14 protein-coding genes are annotated in these 16,984 nt (G+C 39.4%); 8 read left to right on the top strand and 6 right to left on the bottom strand.

Features of this window, described 5'->3' with window-relative positions; translation table 11 throughout:
• Nucleotides 1-22: 22 nt before the first annotated feature.
• Nucleotides 23-1,027, top strand: coding sequence for a LacI family DNA-binding transcriptional regulator (locus tag H5090_RS18725; protein WP_182696452.1), 1,005 nt, complete (start codon nt 23-25; stop codon nt 1,025-1,027).
• A gap of 72 nt (nt 1,028-1,099) precedes the next feature.
• Here H5090_RS18725 and H5090_RS18720 read toward each other — a convergent pair whose 3' ends face one another.
• Together H5090_RS18720 and H5090_RS18715 are read right to left on the bottom strand one after the other, a co-directional pair.
• Nucleotides 1,100-1,768, bottom strand: coding sequence for a DUF2987 domain-containing protein (locus H5090_RS18720; protein WP_259395138.1), 669 nt, complete (start codon nt 1,766-1,768; stop codon nt 1,100-1,102).
• Nucleotides 1,761-2,567, bottom strand: coding sequence for a glucosaminidase domain-containing protein (locus tag H5090_RS18715; RefSeq protein ID WP_024606443.1), 807 nt, complete (start codon nt 2,565-2,567; stop codon nt 1,761-1,763). Before H5090_RS18715 ends, H5090_RS18720 begins: the two co-directional genes overlap by 8 nt.
• Nucleotides 2,568-2,815: 248 nt before the next feature.
• On the opposite strand from H5090_RS18715, the gene H5090_RS18710 reads away from it, so the two are divergent.
• Nucleotides 2,816-4,108: an anti-phage deoxyguanosine triphosphatase gene (locus H5090_RS18710; protein ID WP_024595429.1), complete on the top strand. Its 1,293-nt coding sequence runs from the start codon at nt 2,816-2,818 to the stop codon at nt 4,106-4,108.
• 97 nt (nt 4,109-4,205) lie between these two features.
• Here the strand turns inward: H5090_RS18710 and H5090_RS18705 are convergent, their stop codons facing one another.
• On the bottom strand, nt 4,206-6,362 hold the full coding sequence (locus tag H5090_RS18705) for a prolyl oligopeptidase family protein (RefSeq protein WP_182696451.1): 2,157 nt from the start codon (nt 6,360-6,362) through the stop codon (nt 4,206-4,208).
• Between the two features lie 164 nt (nt 6,363-6,526).
• On the opposite strand from H5090_RS18705, the gene H5090_RS18700 reads away from it, so the two are divergent.
• Both H5090_RS18700 and H5090_RS18695 read left to right on the top strand, forming a co-directional pair.
• Nucleotides 6,527-6,841, top strand: a complete 315-nt coding sequence (locus H5090_RS18700; protein WP_182696450.1) for a DUF962 domain-containing protein — start codon at nt 6,527-6,529, stop codon at nt 6,839-6,841.
• Between the two features lie 512 nt (nt 6,842-7,353).
• Nucleotides 7,354-9,924 (top strand): TonB-dependent siderophore receptor, encoded by a 2,571-nt coding sequence (locus H5090_RS18695; protein ID WP_182696449.1) that lies wholly within the window; start codon nt 7,354-7,356, stop codon nt 9,922-9,924.
• Between the two features lie 93 nt (nt 9,925-10,017).
• On the opposite strand, the gene H5090_RS18690 is transcribed toward H5090_RS18695, so the two are convergent.
• The 3 genes from H5090_RS18690 to H5090_RS18680 all read right to left on the bottom strand — a co-directional run bounded on the left by H5090_RS18690 (nt 10,018) and on the right by H5090_RS18680 (nt 13,303).
• Nucleotides 10,018-11,019, bottom strand: a complete 1,002-nt coding sequence (locus H5090_RS18690) for a branched-chain amino acid aminotransferase (protein ID WP_257983256.1) — start codon at nt 11,017-11,019, stop codon at nt 10,018-10,020.
• A gap of 191 nt (nt 11,020-11,210) precedes the next feature.
• Entirely contained in the window at nt 11,211-12,263 is a 1,053-nt protein-coding gene (locus H5090_RS18685; protein WP_182696448.1) for an acyl-CoA desaturase, read from the bottom strand.
• Complete coding sequence (locus tag H5090_RS18680) at nt 12,260-13,303, bottom strand: flavin reductase family protein (RefSeq protein ID WP_182696447.1); 1,044 nt, start codon at nt 13,301-13,303, stop codon at nt 12,260-12,262. Before H5090_RS18680 ends, H5090_RS18685 begins: the two co-directional genes overlap by 4 nt.
• Nucleotides 13,304-13,569: 266 nt before the next feature.
• On the opposite strand from H5090_RS18680, the gene H5090_RS18675 reads away from it, so the two are divergent.
• The 4 genes from H5090_RS18675 to H5090_RS18660 all read left to right on the top strand — a co-directional run bounded on the left by H5090_RS18675 (nt 13,570) and on the right by H5090_RS18660 (nt 16,866).
• Nucleotides 13,570-14,745, top strand: a complete 1,176-nt coding sequence (locus H5090_RS18675; RefSeq protein WP_182696446.1) for a PQQ-dependent sugar dehydrogenase — start codon at nt 13,570-13,572, stop codon at nt 14,743-14,745.
• Between the two features lie 159 nt (nt 14,746-14,904).
• The gene (locus H5090_RS18670; protein WP_002959772.1) at nt 14,905-15,084 is read left to right on the top strand and encodes a DUF6435 family protein; all 180 of its coding nucleotides are present in this window, start codon (nt 14,905-14,907) and stop codon (nt 15,082-15,084) included.
• Nucleotides 15,085-15,699: 615 nt separating this feature from the next.
• Nucleotides 15,700-15,936: a DUF3144 domain-containing protein gene (locus H5090_RS18665; RefSeq protein ID WP_024600116.1), complete on the top strand. Its 237-nt coding sequence runs from the start codon at nt 15,700-15,702 to the stop codon at nt 15,934-15,936.
• Nucleotides 15,937-16,056: 120 nt separating this feature from the next.
• Nucleotides 16,057-16,866, top strand: coding sequence for a hypothetical protein (locus H5090_RS18660; protein ID WP_182696445.1), 810 nt, complete (start codon nt 16,057-16,059; stop codon nt 16,864-16,866).
• Nucleotides 16,867-16,984: the final 118 nt, after the last annotated feature.

The following is a 16,984-nucleotide window of genomic DNA, read 5'->3' as shown; positions in this document are numbered from 1 at the left end:
GATAAGCGAGTGAACAAATAACATGGCAACAATTTATCAAGTCTCAGAGCTTGCGGGCGTATCGTTAGCCACCGTTTCTCGCGTGATGAACAAAAATACCCGTGTAAGCGATAAAACCAAACAAAAAGTGCTTGATGCCATGGAGCAGCTTGGCTACAAGCCTAACTCAATAGCGCAATCTTTAGCCTCTAACTGTACTAACAGTGTCGGTATTTTAGTGTCTGAGTTACATGGTCCTTTCTTTGCCCAAATGATGGCAGGTATTGAGTCGGAGCTTCGTGCTGCGGGTAAACACGTTATTATTACCACCGGGCACAGTGAAGAAGACAAAGAACAAGAAGGCATTGAGTTTTTAATTAGCAGACGCTGCGATGCTATTATTTTGCACGTTGAAGCCGTTTCAGACGACTACCTAATAAAACTAAGTAAAGGCTCTACGCCCGTTTATTTAATGAGCCGTTACGTAGAGCAATTAAAAGACAACTGTATCAGCCTAGATAATCAATTAGGTGGCTACCTAGCCACTAAATCGATATTAAATCAAGGCCATACACAAATAGCGTACATTGCAGGTCCGCAGTTTAAAGCCGATGCTTTTAACCGCTTAGAGGGTCATAAACAAGCACTCACAGAGGCTGGTATTAAATTTGATCCTGCGCTTTATTACATTGGGGACTTTAACGAAACCGGCGGTAGTAAAGGCTTAAAACATTTTATTGATGAAAAACTTAGCTTTACTGCACTGGTATGCGCCAATGACGAAATGGCCTCCGGTGCCATGAAGTATGCACGAGAGCACGGTTATAACTTACCAATTGATTTATCGATTGTTGGATTTGATAACGTTATTTTTGCAAACTACCTATACCCTACACTCACGACCATAGATAATCCGGTCGGGAAAATGGGCGAAATGGCAGCTAAATTAGTGCTTAAAGACGTATATCAAAATAAAAACCTCGTTATAAATCGCTTTTTTGAACCTACTTTAATGCAGCGCGATTCATCAGCACCACTTATTAAATAAAAACCAAAGACTAAAAAAGAGTACTGATTTTGGTACAAAAAAAGCGGCTAAATGCCGCTTTTTGTATGTGAGCTACTTAACAATCCAAGGCGTTACTTTAATAACGTTCGATATATCGCCAAGCACTGCGCTATCATCTTCCCAGCTATCTTTAACTGCAAAATAACACACTGACTTTTCACACATTATGCTCTTATCATCAAATTGCATTGGGCTTTTAAATGTAACTGCTACGCCCTTTTGCTCTGGTAATAAAAACCACATTAATTTACTTACAAAAAAGCCCGATAAATCAGTTAACAGCTCATCAAGTTCTTCGTTAATGGTATATAACGACTGCTTTGAAAATGTTAAATCTTCAAGTTCGTTTGCTTCTATTTGAAGTTTTAATTGGCAATCATGATCTGGATTTTGTGGCTGCACCACAATGACGGCTTTATCTGTATCAAGTTGCTTATCGAACGGTAATAATAGCTGTGCTTTATCGGTGAAGTTAAGTGGGTACTCGTTTCTTTCAGTTAAAATAGTGCCGCTTTTAATGGCACACGCTTCATTAGTTGCTATATCACTTATATAAAAATTAACTCGCGCATATTGGAAGTCGCCTTTGTTAACAACTTTTAATCGGTCATAAAAACCGTCATACGACATAACAAATTCTCTTGCATTAACATTAAATGCACTCATGCCCAGCAGCACTAACGCAATGGCGTTGGTGCAATTAAAAATGTATTTATTCATCAAAGTAGGCTCTATTTTGGCTAATCATCGTGTTTAGCTCTTCTATATACGCTTCACCGCGCTCAGAGTAAGACATTAAACCATGTGTAAGTTCAGTCGCTAAAATTGGTTTTTGCTCAAGACGTAAGTTTTCACGTATTGCGCGCAAATCTTTATAAGCAGGATGCGTATTTATGTTTTTAAAATAAGAGTTTATAGCAGCTCTTACCGATTTAAACGCAGCAACTTCGTGTGCAGCTCCAGTATTACGGCGTTTTGGTACCATGCCACAACCTTTTGTGTAACACCACTGACCAAAAAAGTTAAGGCCAATACGTGCAAAACGCGATGTGCCCCACGCCGATTCATTTGCAGCTTGCATAAGCGCTAATTCTTTAGGGATTATATCAACACGGCGTAGTGCTTGCGTAAGTATTAGCGTATCAATGGTGGTTGGTAAGCCGTACGACTTTAATATTGCTGCAATATCTTTGCTTTGCTTTTTTTCTAAAGGTAATTCGTTTTGTAGCATCATGCGTGCTATTTCAAGCTTAGCGCGTTGCTGTAATATTTTTTTGTTTTCGGCTTCAACGTGCGGACGAATAAAGCTAAAAAATGCATGTTTTTTTTCTTTAACATCACTAAATTCTGAAAACTTTGGCAGTTTTACATTATGTAATGGTTTTTCTTTTTTCTTCACTTTTTTTGGTTGTTCTGACGTTTGTTCATCTAGTTCAACATCATCATTTTGTATAAACGGATATGCAAGCGCCCATACAAAAAACACGGTTAGTAAAAGCTTAAAAATCGTTTTTAACATGTATTCTCTCTTTGAAACAACAACTATGCATGGTTAATACACAAGCATACGAAGGCGCATTATACCTAAGCCACTTTATAAACGCGAATAACTGGGATTTGATGACCTTTTACGGTTGAATTTTCAGCAGTGGATTTGGGTTTTAGATAAAACAGAGCCTATGTAGTGCATTTGTTCATTCGCAATTTATAAGTCCATGGGTATACTGAGCAAAGTTTAATAATATTAACTATGTGTGAGTAAGCAGTATGGATAAACAATGGCAAAGCCGAATAATAGAGCAATATAAACATCGTCCTAACGATAACCGCTCGCCGTGGCAGGTCGACCGTTCGCGTATTATTCATGCCGCAGCATTTAGGCGTTTGCAAGCTAAAACCCAAATTATGGGTATTGGCCTAAACGATTTTTACCGCACTCGCCTTACCCACTCTTTAGAAGTATCGCAAATTGGTACCGGCATATTGCGCCATTTAAAAGCGCAACATAGCGACTTTACGCACTTTCCATCAACTGGACTGCTAGAAACACTGTGTTTGGCGCACGATATTGGCCATCCGCCTTTTGGTCATGGTGGTGAAATAGCGCTAAATTACATGATGCGCGATCACGGTGGTTTTGAAGGTAACGCACAAACACTGCGCATAGTTGCAAAACTTGAGCCCTATAGTAATGGGCACGGTATGAACCTAACTCGTCGTACTTTATTAGGTTTTATAAAATACCCCGCGTTTATTAATACGCTTTGGCATACCATTCCCGATGCCACAACCGGTCGTGCATTTATAAAAGCAGATGATTGGCGCCCTGCCAAAGGGTTATACAACGACGATGCAGCCATATTCAATTGGATAGTAGAACCACTGAGTCAAAACGATAAAACATTGCTAGGTAACCATGCCGCTATTGATAAGTACCGCGCTAAAACAACGTATAAATCGCTCGACAGCGCCATAATGGAACATGCCGACGATATAGCATACGCGGTACATGACTTAGAAGATGCCATTGCAACCCACGTACTCACATTAGACGATTGGCAAACCCATGCTCTGCCCCATTTAAAAGCACTAAACTTTGACTGGCTAAACGCCATGCTTGAATCGCTGACCCAGCGCTTGTTTTCAAAAAATGATTATGAGCGAAAAGATGCCATAGGTGAGCTGGTTAATACCTTTATTATTCATATACATTTGGATATTCAAAACGATAACTTTGAATGCCCTATTTTAAAGTACACCGCTAAATTAGATGCCCAATACGACAGTGTATTGCAAATACTTAAGCATTTTGTGTTTCAACGTTTAATACGTGACCCCGAAATGCAGCAAATAGAATTTAAAGGTCAAAATTTGCTAATAGAGTTATTTACCGCTTTTGCTAGCGATCCGCTGCGTTTATTGCCCGAAACAACACAAGCACAATACATAGAAGCGCAAAAGCAAAACCAAGGGATGCGTATAATTTGCGATTATTTGAGTGGAATGACCGACGAGTACGCCTATAAAACATACCAACGATTGTTTTCACCTATGCAGTAGCTAACTGCTAACTGCTAACATTGAAAAGGCCGAGTAAATTTAATTTACTCGGCCTTTTTGCTCAGCTATTAAAGTTAGCTATTTTGTTAAAGCGCTTTTATAACGACTCTACGCCCATGTTGTATAACGTAAAACCAAATATATCAGCGTACTGCTCAATTGTTTTACTCGTTGGTGTACCTGCACCATGCCCAGCATTGGTTTCTATGCGAATAAGCATTGGATTATTACCCGTTTGCTTTGCTTGAAGCTCAGCGGCAAACTTAAACGAATGCGAAGGAACAACTCGGTCATCATGATCGCCAGTTGTGATCATAGTCGCTGGATACTCAACACCTGCTTTTACATTATGAAGTGGTGAGTAACCTTTAATGTATTCAAACATTTCTTTGCTTTGCTCACTGGTGCCGTAGTCGTATGCCCAGCCAGCGCCGGCAGTAAATGTATGGTAGCGCAGCATATCAAGTACACCTACTGCAGGTAGAGCAACTTGGAATAGGTCTGGGCGCTGCGTCATTACTGCGCCAACTAACAAACCACCGTTAGAGCCACCGCGAAGTGCTAAGCGCTTTTTAGACGTGTACTTTTTATCTTTTAAATACTCAGCTGCGGCAATAAAATCGTCAAACACATTTTGCTTTTGCAATTTAGTGCCTGCATTGTGCCAGTCTTTACCGTACTCACCACCACCGCGAATATTAGCGACGGCGTATACGCCACCTTGCTCAAGCCATACTGCATTAACGGGGCTGAAGCTTGGCGTTAAACTAATATTAAAACCACCGTAACCGTATAAAATTGTAGGGTTTGATCCATCAAGCTTAATGCCTGTTTTATAGGTAATTACCATCGGTATTTTAGTGCCGTCTTTTGATGTGTAAAACACTTGCTCAGACGTGTAATCATCACTATTAAAATCAATAGCCGACTTACGATAAACACCCGATTCACCCGTAGCTACATCAAACGTATAAGTAGTACCTGGTGTTTTGTAGTTAGTGAACGAATAATAAAGCGTTGTTTGATCTTTTTTACCGCCAAAACCACGTGCTGTACCCACGCCTGGCAATGTAATTTCGCGAATTAGCTCGCCTTTTTTGTTGTACTGTTTTACCTGCGAAATCGCGTCAACCATGTAGTTGGCAAAAAAGGTATCGCCGCCTTTTGTAAGATTTAGTACGTTTTTGGTTTCAGGAATTAAATCAACCCAATTTTCAGGGCTTGGGTTACTTGCATCAACCGTCACTACTTTTTTGTTTGGTGCATTAAGGTTAGTAACTAAAAACAGCTTGCTGCCTTCGTTATCAATAACTGATATATCTGAATCAGTATTTCCTACAACCGTTACAAACTCACTGTTTTTATTTGTTAAGTCCTTTATAAACAGCTTATTGCCTGAAGTAGACGTACTAGCTGAAATAAGTAAGTAGCGGCCGTCATGAGTTACATCAGCGCCTACATAGCGATGCTTTTGTTCATCAGTTTCACCAAATACAACACTATCTGCAGATTGTGCAGTACCTAGCTTATGGTAATACGCTTTATGCTGATCTGTTTTAGCCGACAGCTCACTGCCTTTAGGTTTTTCGTAACTTGAATAATAAAAGCCCTCGTTACCTAACCAATCAATGCCACTAAATTTAACGTCAACAAGCGCTTCTTCAACTTGCTCTTTAGTATGTGCATCAATAACTATAATTTTACGCCAGTCGCTGCCACCTTCAGATATTTGATACGCGAGCAATGAACCATCTTTTGAAAACGATAAACCCGACATAGACGTCGTACCATCTTCACTAAACTTGTTTGGGTCTAAAAATACTTCTACGTCGCCGCCATCTTTACTACGGTACAAAACATATTGATTTTGCAGGCCATCGTTTTTATAAAAATAGGTGTAATCGCCTTCAGTAAAAGGAGGGCCTATTTTTTCGTAGTTCATTAGTTTTTCAAGGCGCTGCTTTAACTTATCGCGATAAGGTATTTGTTCTAAATAAGAAAACGTTAAATTGTTTTGCGTTTTAACCCAATCGGCAGTTTCGCTGCTCATATCATCTTCAAGCCAACGATATGGGTCACTAACGGTTTCTTCAAAGTAGGTATCTACTACATCGCCTTTTTTTGTTTCTGGGTATATAACTGCGTTAACTTGCTTCATAGGTGCTTTTACTTCTTCTTGAGTTACCGTATTAGTTGGCTCTGAACAGCCGCTAAGCGCTACAATTACAGCACACGCTAGAGTATGTTTAAACATCCCGAGTTCCATTCTTATTTATTAATAGTGCGCCTAAGCTATTAACTTTTAGCCCTTTTGTCTATTTAGATGCGTTAAGCGCCATTTATCGCTGTAAACAAATGTAAACTTACGCTTTAATAGCATTACCCTCATTAAAATAAAAAACAATAAAAGAGCACACTATGCAAAGTACAAACCCCACGTTTAAAAGCTTTAAAGCCTTCTACCCTTATTATTTAAAAGAGCATCGCAACGTGATTTGCCGCCGCTTACATTTTATAGGAAGCACCCTCGTTCTTGTTGTAATCGCAATAGCATTATTAAAACAACACTACAGTTTATTGTGGCTATTACCTGTTATTGGATATGGGTTTGCGTGGGTCGGGCATTTCTTTTTTGAAAAAAACCGCCCTGCTACTTTTAAACACCCTTTTTACAGTTTGTGGGGAGATTGGGTAATGTTTAAAGACATACTTATTGGAAAAATTAAATTTTAACACTATTTCTAGCACTCTTTTTTATACCAATTACTTATAAAAACAAAATTACTTCATGCTTTAAAGTATAGGTTCTAATAAGTAGTACATAATTTATAATACACCCATTAAATGTTAATTTAGTTAACATTTAATGGGTGTATTTTTATTTTATATTTTTAAAAATATTTATAGCTCAACAGTTGTTTATTGCCAGCCCAATAAAAATGGCTTCCTACAAATGATTAGTTAAATCTACCAACCTCATCTTACCAGTTAATTAAACGTTAAATTTAATTTTTAAATATAATTCATTATCCATCAATTACTTAGCAATCACCTTCGCTATATAACTAAAACAATGGTCATTATAAAAAACAACCAAATGTAATTATAAAAAACCTTAAATTAATTGAATGTTATTCAATTGACTGACTTTGTTAATTAAGTATATGTTCAAGGTAACAAAGAGGTTTAATCTTTATCTTTTTGTAAAAAACTAAAATAATTCAATGGGTATGGGGAAATACAGCATGAATAGAAAACCGTTATTAAAATTACAGCAGTCGGTACCACAAATATTACTCGCCATGAGTGCATCAGCTGCACTAGTTGGTTCGCTCTCAGTAAATGCTGCAGAGCAAGAAACCAAAGCAGAAGAAAACATCGAACAAATAAGCGTAATTGGCTCTCGCCGATTAGGCCGTACAGTAGAAGACAGTGCAGTACCCATCGATATAATTGGTGCAGATGCACTTAAAAATTCAGGCTTTACTGAAACGAATGCCCTACTTAGCAATTTATTACCTAGCTTTAACTTCCCGCAAGCATCACTTACTGATGGTAGCGACCATGTACGCCCTGCTCAACTTCGTGGTTTAGCACCTGATCACACTTTAGTGCTTGTTAATGGTAAACGCCGCCACAGTAATGCATTACTTAACTTAAATGGCTCAACGGGTCGTGGTTCATCATCAGTTGATTTAAATGCTATTCCAGCAAATGCTATCGACCGCATTGAAGTATTACGTGATGGTGCAGCAGCCCAATATGGCTCTGATGCTATAGCCGGTGTTATTAATATTGTGCTTAAAAGTGCCAGCAGCGGTGGTTCAGTTGCGGCTATATATGGTGCTAACGTAACCGAAATGGACGGTGTACCACAGCTTGAGTCTGTATCTGAAGGCAGTGATGGTAATTTAGCCTTTACTGAAGGGGGCGATCGCTCTTTAACAGACGGCCAAACACTAACGCTGCAAGGTAATATGGGTTTTGAACTTGGCGATAATGGCTTTTTAAACATTTCAACAGAATACCGCGACCGCCATTCAACTAACCGCTCTGACTACGATAATCGTGAAAACTATGCACGATTAGATGATGGCTCGTTAGACCCTCGTGAACTTACCGTAAATCGATATAACCATAACTTTGGTAATGGCGATGTAGAAGACTTTTCAGTGTTTTATAACGCAGGTTACCAGTTAACAAATGAGGTCGATTTATATTCGTTTGGCTCTTACAGCAAACGCGAAGGCGAAGGCGGTGGTTTTTATCGCCGTGCAAGCGATAGCCGTAATATAGAAGAAGTTTACCCTGATGGCTTTTTGCCTGTTATCACCTCAGACATAGATGACTTTTCACTGGCACTTGGCGCTAAAGGTTTTGTAAGTGAATGGAATTACGATGTATCGGCTGTATATGGTCAAGATGCATTTGAGTTTGGTGTTATAAATAGTTTAAATACCTCATACGGCCCGACTAGCCAAACAAGCTTTGATGCCGGAACACTTACCTACGATCAACTTACTTTAAACGTTGATTTTAGCCGCGAAGTAGACGTCAGCTTTTTAGAAAGCTCGGTAAGTGTAGCTGTAGGTGCTGAGTATCGCCGCGAAGGATACCAAATAGATGCAGGCGAAGAAGCATCATATGCACAAGGAACATTTGGCCCAGGAGGCGCAGTAACCGACCCAGTTGATGGCCCATTTGGCGCAGCGGGCGCACAAGTATTCCCAGGGTTTACACCCGAATCAGAGGGCGATAACAGCCGCCACAACGTGAGCTTATACATAGACCTTGAAACCTACCTAACCGACGATTGGAATTTAGCGGTTGCCGCCCGTTATGAAGATTACTCAGACTTTGGCGATACACTTAACGGTAAAGTTGCGACTCGTTATTCATTAACTGAAGACTTAGCGCTGCGCGCCTCTGTATCAACTGGTTTTAGAGCCCCCTCTTTGCAGCAACAATACTTTACCTCAGTGGCCACTGTATTTGTTGATGGCGAACCAACCGAAACCGGTACGTTCGCACCAAGCAGCGATGTAGCAAAAGCACTGGGATCACCGGGTCTTGATGCTGAAGAAGCAACAAACTACGGCGTTGGTTTTACATGGTCTACCGACTTTAATTTCAGCTTATCGGTTGATTACTACCAAATATTAATTGATGACCGCATTGTGTTATCAAACAACTTATCGGGCGATGCTATTGCCGATTTACTTCAAGGCACAGGTGCTAACCAAGGTCGTTTCTTCTTAAATGCAATTGACAGTAAAACCCGTGGTGTGGATGTGGTTGCCTCTTATAATGTAGTAACCGACGGTTACGGCGATTTAGCCTTTAACCTAGGTTATAACTACGGCAAAAATGAAGTAACAAATATTATCGACCCACCAGCAGAGCTACAAGGTGCAGGGTTTGATCAAGACAACTTGTTCTCAGGCACTGAGCTACGTCGTTTTGAAGTAAGCACACCGCGTAATAAGTACAACTTAAGCGCAACATGGACTAACGACGACATACGTACCACGCTTAGAACAACACGTTACGGTGAAACTCAAGATCCATCATCAACGGCAGAGCTAAATGAAGTACTAAAACCAAAATGGATCACTGATTTAGACGTAGCTTATGCACTTACCAATAACGTATCGTTAAGCTTGGGAGCGAATAACATTTTTGATATTTACCCAGACGCAACACGCGAAAATGTTGACGAAGTAAGCACTTTCTCACGCTTGTTCGCATACTCAAGCTTTTCACCGTATGGATTTAACGGACGCTACGTGTACGGCAAAATAGAAATGAAGTTTTAATAAGCACAGCTTAAAGTAACCAAACACACAAAAGCCACCGATTAGGTGGCTTTTTAATGCGAGTTACTATTAAATCTATTACTAAATCTATTATTAGATTTTAGTTAACCAGCCGTGTTTATCTTCACTTTTACCCCATTGAATATCGTTCAATGCTTGGCGAAGGCGCGCGGTCGTTGGGCCTGGCTCGCCAGTACCTACTTTGTATTCTTTATCGTTATGAATAAATGTACCCACAGCAGTTAGCACAGCTGCAGTGCCCGAAAGCGCAGCTTCAGTGCCAGGTTTAGCCGCACGCTCTAGTAGCTCAGTAACGCTAAAGTTACGCTCGCTTACCGTCATACCTAAATCTTTTGCAATGGTTAAAATACTGTTGCGTGTAACACCGTGTAAAAACGTGCTATCAAGCGCTTTAGTAATAATTTCGTTGCCATCAATAAGTATAAAGTTAGCAGCACCGGTTTCTTGTACATCGCCACCTGGGCAAAATAAAATTTGATCTGCTTGATACTTAGTTCGTGCAGCACTAATGGGTGCTAGTGCGCTGGCGTAGTTACCACCACTTTTTACCATACCCATGTGCGGAGCGCAGCGCATGCCATCTTCTTCAAGCAGTACACGCAGTGCAGTTGCACCACCGGCAAAGTAATCTCCTACTGGCGATAGTAATGTATATAAAAGCGAGCTCATTGATGGCGCTGCCGCTTTACCAATTGCAGCCTCAGTACCAATGTGCGTTGGACGAATATACATAGAGCCTGGTGGTAATGGCGTTTCATCTGCGTATTCGCGCATAATATCGATAATCATCGTTTTTAGCATATCGCTGTCAAAACTCGGTAAGCTTAATAGCGCTGAGCTTTGTTGCATGCGTGCAATGTTTGCATCCATTCTAAAAAGATAAACAGAACCATCTTCATGGCGAAAGGCTTTTAAGCCTTCAAAACATGTACTTGAATAATGAAGAACGTGCGCACCAGCATGAAGTTCAAGTTTATCGGAAGGAACAATTGAGCTTTCGCTCCATTTATTATCAGAAAAACGAGCTTGAATCATCTGCGGCATAAACACGGTACCAAATGCGGCCATTTTAATCTCTCTTGTGTGGTCTATTTCCCTCCATTGTATGACAATCACACGCTATTTAACCATAGCTAAAGTAAGGCTTTTTTAATTAACTATGAGAATTTTTTGCAAGTGCTGTTTACTAATCAACCGCTTTGGGTGCTATAAACAAAAAAATCGGCTAATGCAGTTGCACTAGCCGATTCTTAAAGGTAAATAATTTACTTGAACGAATATCTAATAATACGTTTTAACACCGAGGTATACTGTTTAAAAAAGCTACCTGTATGGTAATCAATACCGTGTTTTTTCAAAACGGCTTGTACTTGAGGTGCAACTTCTTGATAGCGCGAAGACGGCATATCAGGAAATAAGTGATGCTCTATTTGGCAGCTCAAATGCCCCGTTAAAACATGAAACCAATGCGACCCTTTAATATTTGACGAGCCCAGTACTTGGCGATAATACCACTGTCCTTGCGTTTCGTTTACGCAGTCTTCTTGTTTAAAAGTTTGCGTTTCTTCAGTAAAGTGACCACAAAATATTATGGTTGATGTCCATAAATTACGGATTAAGTTTGCTACTAAATTACCCGCCAATACCCATAAAAATAAAGGCCCTGCAAGTAACGGAAATATCGCATAATCTTTAATTAACTGGCGAGCGCCTTTACTAAAAAAGCGTTGCTTTAATGTAGAGTGCGATACAAGCCCTTCACGGTTTTCTTTCTTTTTACCAATAAATACACGCTCTGCAGCTAACTCGTGATACGACACGCCCCACTGAAATAACACACTCAAATTAATATACGTAAAAAACTGCCATACATTTTTAAAGCGCCATTTAAAATCATCGCTTAAACGCAACAAGCCATAACCAAAGTCTCTGTCTTTACCAATAATATTAGTATACGTATGGTGTTCAAAGTTATGAACGCGGTGCCAACTTTGTCCATCGCACGCTATGTCCCACTCATAATGTTGTGAGTTAAGTTGCTTGTCGTTCATCCAATCGTATTGACCATGCATTACATTGTGGCCAATTTCCATATTGTCTAAAATTTTAGCAAGCGCTAATAGCAGCACGCCTGCAATCCACAATAGTGGCTGAATAAAACCAAGCATAAGCAAAATTCGCCCGCTCCATTCACACACTCGCTGTTTGCGCACAACAGAGCGAATATAGTCAGCATCTTGTTGGCCAACTTTGCCAAGGGTGTCCATTTTAATGGCATCTAGCTCGCTTGCGAGCATGTCATAGTTAATGTTTTTCATAATTGTAACTCCAAATCACTAACAGGTTGGCTTACGCAAAGTTGTATTAATTGCTCGCCGTTGTCACTCAATTCACCTGTTTTTAAATTACGTACCACGCCTGACTTTTTAATACATTGGCATTGATGGCAAATACCAATACCGCAACCGCGTTTAACGGGTAGCTTTTTTTCTTCAAACTGAGTCAGTAAAACATCGTTGCCCGATACAACATGGGCACTGGCGTTAATTTTTACATTAAATTGGCTGTCGTCGTTTAAGCTAGGCAACGCTAAACCAAAGGCTTCTTGGTAGTAATTTAGCTTATGCGTTTTAGCAAAATCGCTCACCGTTTGCATAAATGCTGCAGGGCCACAGCAGTAAATATCTGGGTTTTCCCACGGCTTAATATTGCTGGTTATATCGCTTGATTGCTCTCGCGTTAATAATAAAAACGAAAAATGCTCAAACTGCGCCGCCAACTCACTTAGCTCATCAACACATTGATGCTCAGTGGCTTTTGCGTAATACACTAACGACACTTTTTGCGTAGTTTGGCTTAAGTAATCATCAAGCATAGCCAGCATAGGTGTTATACCCGAGCCGCCTGCAATAAAAGTGGCTGGCGTGTGTGTGTTTTTAAACACAAAGTCGCCGCTTGGCGCAGAAATATTGCACCACAACCCCGCTTTTAATGCACTGCTGAGTAAGCCTGTAAAGCGCCCTTGCGCATTTGTTTTGATTAGTAAGCGCACCAAACCTGTATTTTTAAATTGCTGAGCGCTTGAGGCCACGGTAAAAACGCGTGTTAATAATCGCCCATTAATTTCAACCGTTAAACTTATATGCTGCCCTGACGTATGCGCCTGCCATTGTTTGCTTGGCTTAAGTTGCACACTTAAAAAACCGCCATCAAGTACAGCTGTACTAACTACTTGCGCTCTAAACTGCCCTGCACGCCAAGCAGGTTTAAACACCTGCATTACGGGCTCTATGTAGCCTGCAAAACTTTGATGGTGTAAAAACCATTTTGAAAATTGGTTTAATACTTGAGTCATCATGGTTAAATCTCTATCAAATCTTAATTGCTTTGAACTTACACGTGTACGCCCAAACTTCAGCGCACAAGTGTACGCTCAAATTTCAAGTTTTCAACCCCAATAGAGTAATTATTCAATTTTTATTAGCGCAATTTACTAAAACAATTTCCTGTGAAGAAGTAATTTTAAAATATATAAGTGTGTGTTTTTCATTCAACTCAGCACTTAACAAATTTATTTATGCCATGTTAAGGTTATGTAAGATTGGATTAATTTTGGAAGCCATAATGATAAATTTAATGTCACAAAACACACTCCCTAAACTAATAAGTGCAGGCTTAGCCGTTGCTATATTTGCTACTAACGCACCCGCGCATGCAAAAAGCGATTACGTAAAAAACTATAAGCAGCTCGATACTTTATCGCTTAGCGTTAACGCAGTAACAGCGGCAGAAGGTGTAGTTATACCTTGGGCTATTGAGCCTTTAGCTAATGGTGATTTACTAATATCTGAGCGCAGTGGAGCCTTATTTTTATTACCTAAAAATACCACTAAATTAACTAAAGTGAAGGGCCTACCAAACATTGATGCAAATGGCCAAGGTGGATTACTTGATTTATCACTACACACCGATAGTAAGCAAAACCAATGGCTGTACTTTAGTTACTCAAGTAGTGAGGGCAAAGGAAGCGGAAGTAACACCGCCTTAATGCGCGCCAAGCTAAATAGCGATCACACGCAGTTATCTGATCAACAATTGCTATACAAAGGCGAGCATAACAGCACTAAAGGCCAACACTATGGCAGTCGTATTGTGTTTGATAATGAAGGTTATGTTTATTTTTCAATTGGCGATCGCGGCTCGCGCGACATAAACCCGCAAGATCTCACGCGGGACGGCGGTAAAATTTATCGCTTACACGAAAATGGTAATATCCCAAGCGACAATCCGTTTGTTAAACAAAAAGATGCAAAACATGCGGTATGGTCTTATGGGCACCGTAATCCACAGGGTATGTGGTTTAATAATCAAAATAATATTTTATGGTCTCATGAACATGGGCCACGCGGCGGTGATGAACTTAATATAATAAAAAAAGGCGCTAACTACGGATGGCCTTTGGTAAGTTATGGCGTTAACTACAGCGGTACCACATTTACAGACCTTAAAGAAAAAGACGGCATGCAATCGCCCGTATTACACTGGACTCCTTCAATTGCCCCTTCCGATATGTTGTATGTAACGAGTGACAAATACCCACAGTTAAAAGGTAAATTATTACTTGCCTCCATGAAATTTGCATTTATTAGCGCGCTGGAACTCTCAAAGGGCAAGGTTGTTAAGCAATATAAAATACTCGATGGCATTGGCAGAGTACGTAGCCTAGCCCAAGGCAGCGATGGTTTTATTTATTTGGGTATTGATGGGCAAGGTATTAAACGCCTAGAGCCAAAAACGTAAACATTAGCACTAAAACTAGCACACTGTACGTTAATAATTACACCGTGTTTACTTTGCGCTTTAACGGCACAAAGTAAACATTTTCACCAAACAAAGAACTATTAAGCCCATTAATGCGTACACTAACTACATATAATTTAATATATTAAGAGAATACTAATGTTTTCATTTTTAAAGCCTGACCCAATAAAAAAACTGCGTAAAGAATACGACGTTAAACTAGAGCAAGGCATGCAGGCACAAAGAAAAGGCGACATTAAAAGCTTTGCCATGTTAAGTGCCGAAGCCGAAAAAATCTGGAGTGAAATAGAAACTCTAGAGGCAAAAAAAGCTAAATAATACCAATCGTGTTAAGTTATTAGACATTTATAGCGACGAATAATTAGAGTGATAACAAGGCATAAATTTCGACATGTAGTTGTTCTACATGAGAAATTTATAACGCCGTTAACGCTTTATTTAGCACGCTAGAAAGGCTAAATACTTAAGTCGATTGGTATCAGTATACTTAAGCGTGTCAGCCTTACTTTAATAGCAGGTAGACGCGTTTAGTAAATAATTAATGACCTCGTTTTTACAACTTCCACCACCAGTAAACCACCTTTTATAATATGCTTACACAAACAAGTGTACTTAAAGCGGTTACTTGCATTATCGCCGCCGTTTTTTAGTGGCTGTTAAATCATTTAAAAAGGCTTTTAGCTTTCATTTTAAATATGTAATTGCTGCATTTACGTACAGTACTGGCGTTTTTCCTCCTAAGTCAAAAAATGAGGACGTTTTCCTCATTTGTGCATATCATTAAAAGAACAACCCGCCTGAAAGTTTATAACTGGCAATGTGTTACAAGATTTGCTATTACTATTAAAAATAACTAAGAGGACATACTTTGCTCATAAAAAGAGGAAAGTGTCCTCTGATAAAGCTATTATATGTTTAGGGAATGTTCAGAGTATGGATGAAAAATTTGAAGAAGTAGTCGGCCGGTATTTAGAAAAAGCGATTGAAGTTGAAACTGAGACTTCAATGTCTCAAGCAAGCTCTTCAATGCTATTTGCTACCGCTTGCTACAATGCTCAAAACATTCTTGATAAATCATCCCCAAACAACCTCGAAGCTAATATTACAGAGTATATTGAAATGTATGAGGATATGCTTAGGAACTCTATTGAGCACTACTCCAGCAAATAAACATATAACAAGGCAAATCAACAAGGACTAAAACTGGTTGGCTTTAGTCACTTCGTTCCTAAATTTTAGCCAACCACTTTTAGCCTGTTATTGTGGGCGTTATACGTTTAAGGAGGTTTGGTGAACGGACTCTGTGCATTGTGTAGAAAATCAGCGAAGCTTAAAGATAGTCACTTTATGCCTAAAGCTATTTACCGATCAATTAGTAAAGGTTTCCCTGAACACGGACAAAACATTGTTTTGATTAATGGCTCAGATAAATCAGCAGCCTATACAGACAAGCAAGCTAAAAAACATTTACTTTGTGAAAGTTGTGAATTGAAATTCTCCAAAAATGGGGAAGAAAAAGTAATTTCTTTTATGGCTCGACCTAACGGTTTTAAACTAGCTACAAAGATAAAAAAATTTAAAGCGTTGTCTCATGTACAAGATGAAAGATGGTATTTTCCTTCCAACGATAAAATAGCACTTAATTTCATGTACTTTGCTGTAAGCATTGCTTGGAGATTGTCCGTAACAGATTGGAGCGGGTACGGTATTCCTGATACAAAGAATTCAATTCGTGAAGAAAGCATGGTTGCTTTTTCAGATTACCTATTAGGAAATACTGAATTTCCTGCAAATACATACCTAGCTGTATATGTTGATAATCAAATAGTAGATAAACCAACAATGGGTTTTCCAACAGTTAAAAACCATGATGGCTACCAACATATAGTGTTTAATATTCCTGGACTCAAATTTAGCTTGTTAGCAGGCAACAATCCAGGGGCGGATATTAGAGAAACATTCTCTATTAATACAACTAACGTTTATTTTGTTAGTCGTAGTTTAAAAACACACCCTGATTATCATTTCATGGTTAACTTTTTAAAAAATGAATCAGTTGCAAAGGGACGGTTACTGAAAGAGCGCAGCAAAAACGTATAACAACACGCCCTGAGGTGGACGACTAGTAAAATTTAGCTATTAACTGCAAATTTTAAAAGTGGTGAGCCTCTGCGTTTTAAGGCCGCTAAATACGTCGATTCATCGTAGGGTGTATTCG

This window comes from Pseudoalteromonas sp. SR43-5 (assembly GCF_014163835.1).
Classification (GTDB): Bacteria; Pseudomonadota; Gammaproteobacteria; order Enterobacterales; family Alteromonadaceae; genus Pseudoalteromonas; species Pseudoalteromonas distincta.
Note: the sequence above shows the minus strand (reverse complement) of the source record. Positions and strands in the feature narration are given on the sequence as shown.

What these genes read in the sequence shown, in the direction of transcription:
- H5090_RS18725 (WP_182696452.1), top strand. Translation starts at nt 23, where the DNA reads ATGGCAACAATTTATCAAGTCTCAGAGCTTGCGGGCGTATCGTTAGCC.
- H5090_RS18720 (WP_259395138.1), bottom strand. Translation starts at nt 1,768, where the DNA reads ATGAATAAATACATTTTTAATTGCACCAACGCCATTGCGTTAGTGCTG.
- H5090_RS18715 (WP_024606443.1), bottom strand. Translation starts at nt 2,567, where the DNA reads ATGTTAAAAACGATTTTTAAGCTTTTACTAACCGTGTTTTTTGTATGG.
- H5090_RS18710 (WP_024595429.1), top strand. Translation starts at nt 2,816, where the DNA reads ATGGATAAACAATGGCAAAGCCGAATAATAGAGCAATATAAACATCGT.
- H5090_RS18705 (WP_182696451.1), bottom strand. Translation starts at nt 6,362, where the DNA reads ATGTTTAAACATACTCTAGCGTGTGCTGTAATTGTAGCGCTTAGCGGC.
- H5090_RS18700 (WP_182696450.1), top strand. Translation starts at nt 6,527, where the DNA reads ATGCAAAGTACAAACCCCACGTTTAAAAGCTTTAAAGCCTTCTACCCT.
- H5090_RS18695 (WP_182696449.1), top strand. Translation starts at nt 7,354, where the DNA reads ATGAATAGAAAACCGTTATTAAAATTACAGCAGTCGGTACCACAAATA.
- H5090_RS18685 (WP_182696448.1), bottom strand. Translation starts at nt 12,263, where the DNA reads ATGAAAAACATTAACTATGACATGCTCGCAAGCGAGCTAGATGCCATT.
- H5090_RS18680 (WP_182696447.1), bottom strand. Translation starts at nt 13,303, where the DNA reads ATGATGACTCAAGTATTAAACCAATTTTCAAAATGGTTTTTACACCAT.
- H5090_RS18675 (WP_182696446.1), top strand. Translation starts at nt 13,570, where the DNA reads ATGATAAATTTAATGTCACAAAACACACTCCCTAAACTAATAAGTGCA.
- H5090_RS18670 (WP_002959772.1), top strand. Translation starts at nt 14,905, where the DNA reads ATGTTTTCATTTTTAAAGCCTGACCCAATAAAAAAACTGCGTAAAGAA.
- H5090_RS18665 (WP_024600116.1), top strand. Translation starts at nt 15,700, where the DNA reads ATGGATGAAAAATTTGAAGAAGTAGTCGGCCGGTATTTAGAAAAAGCG.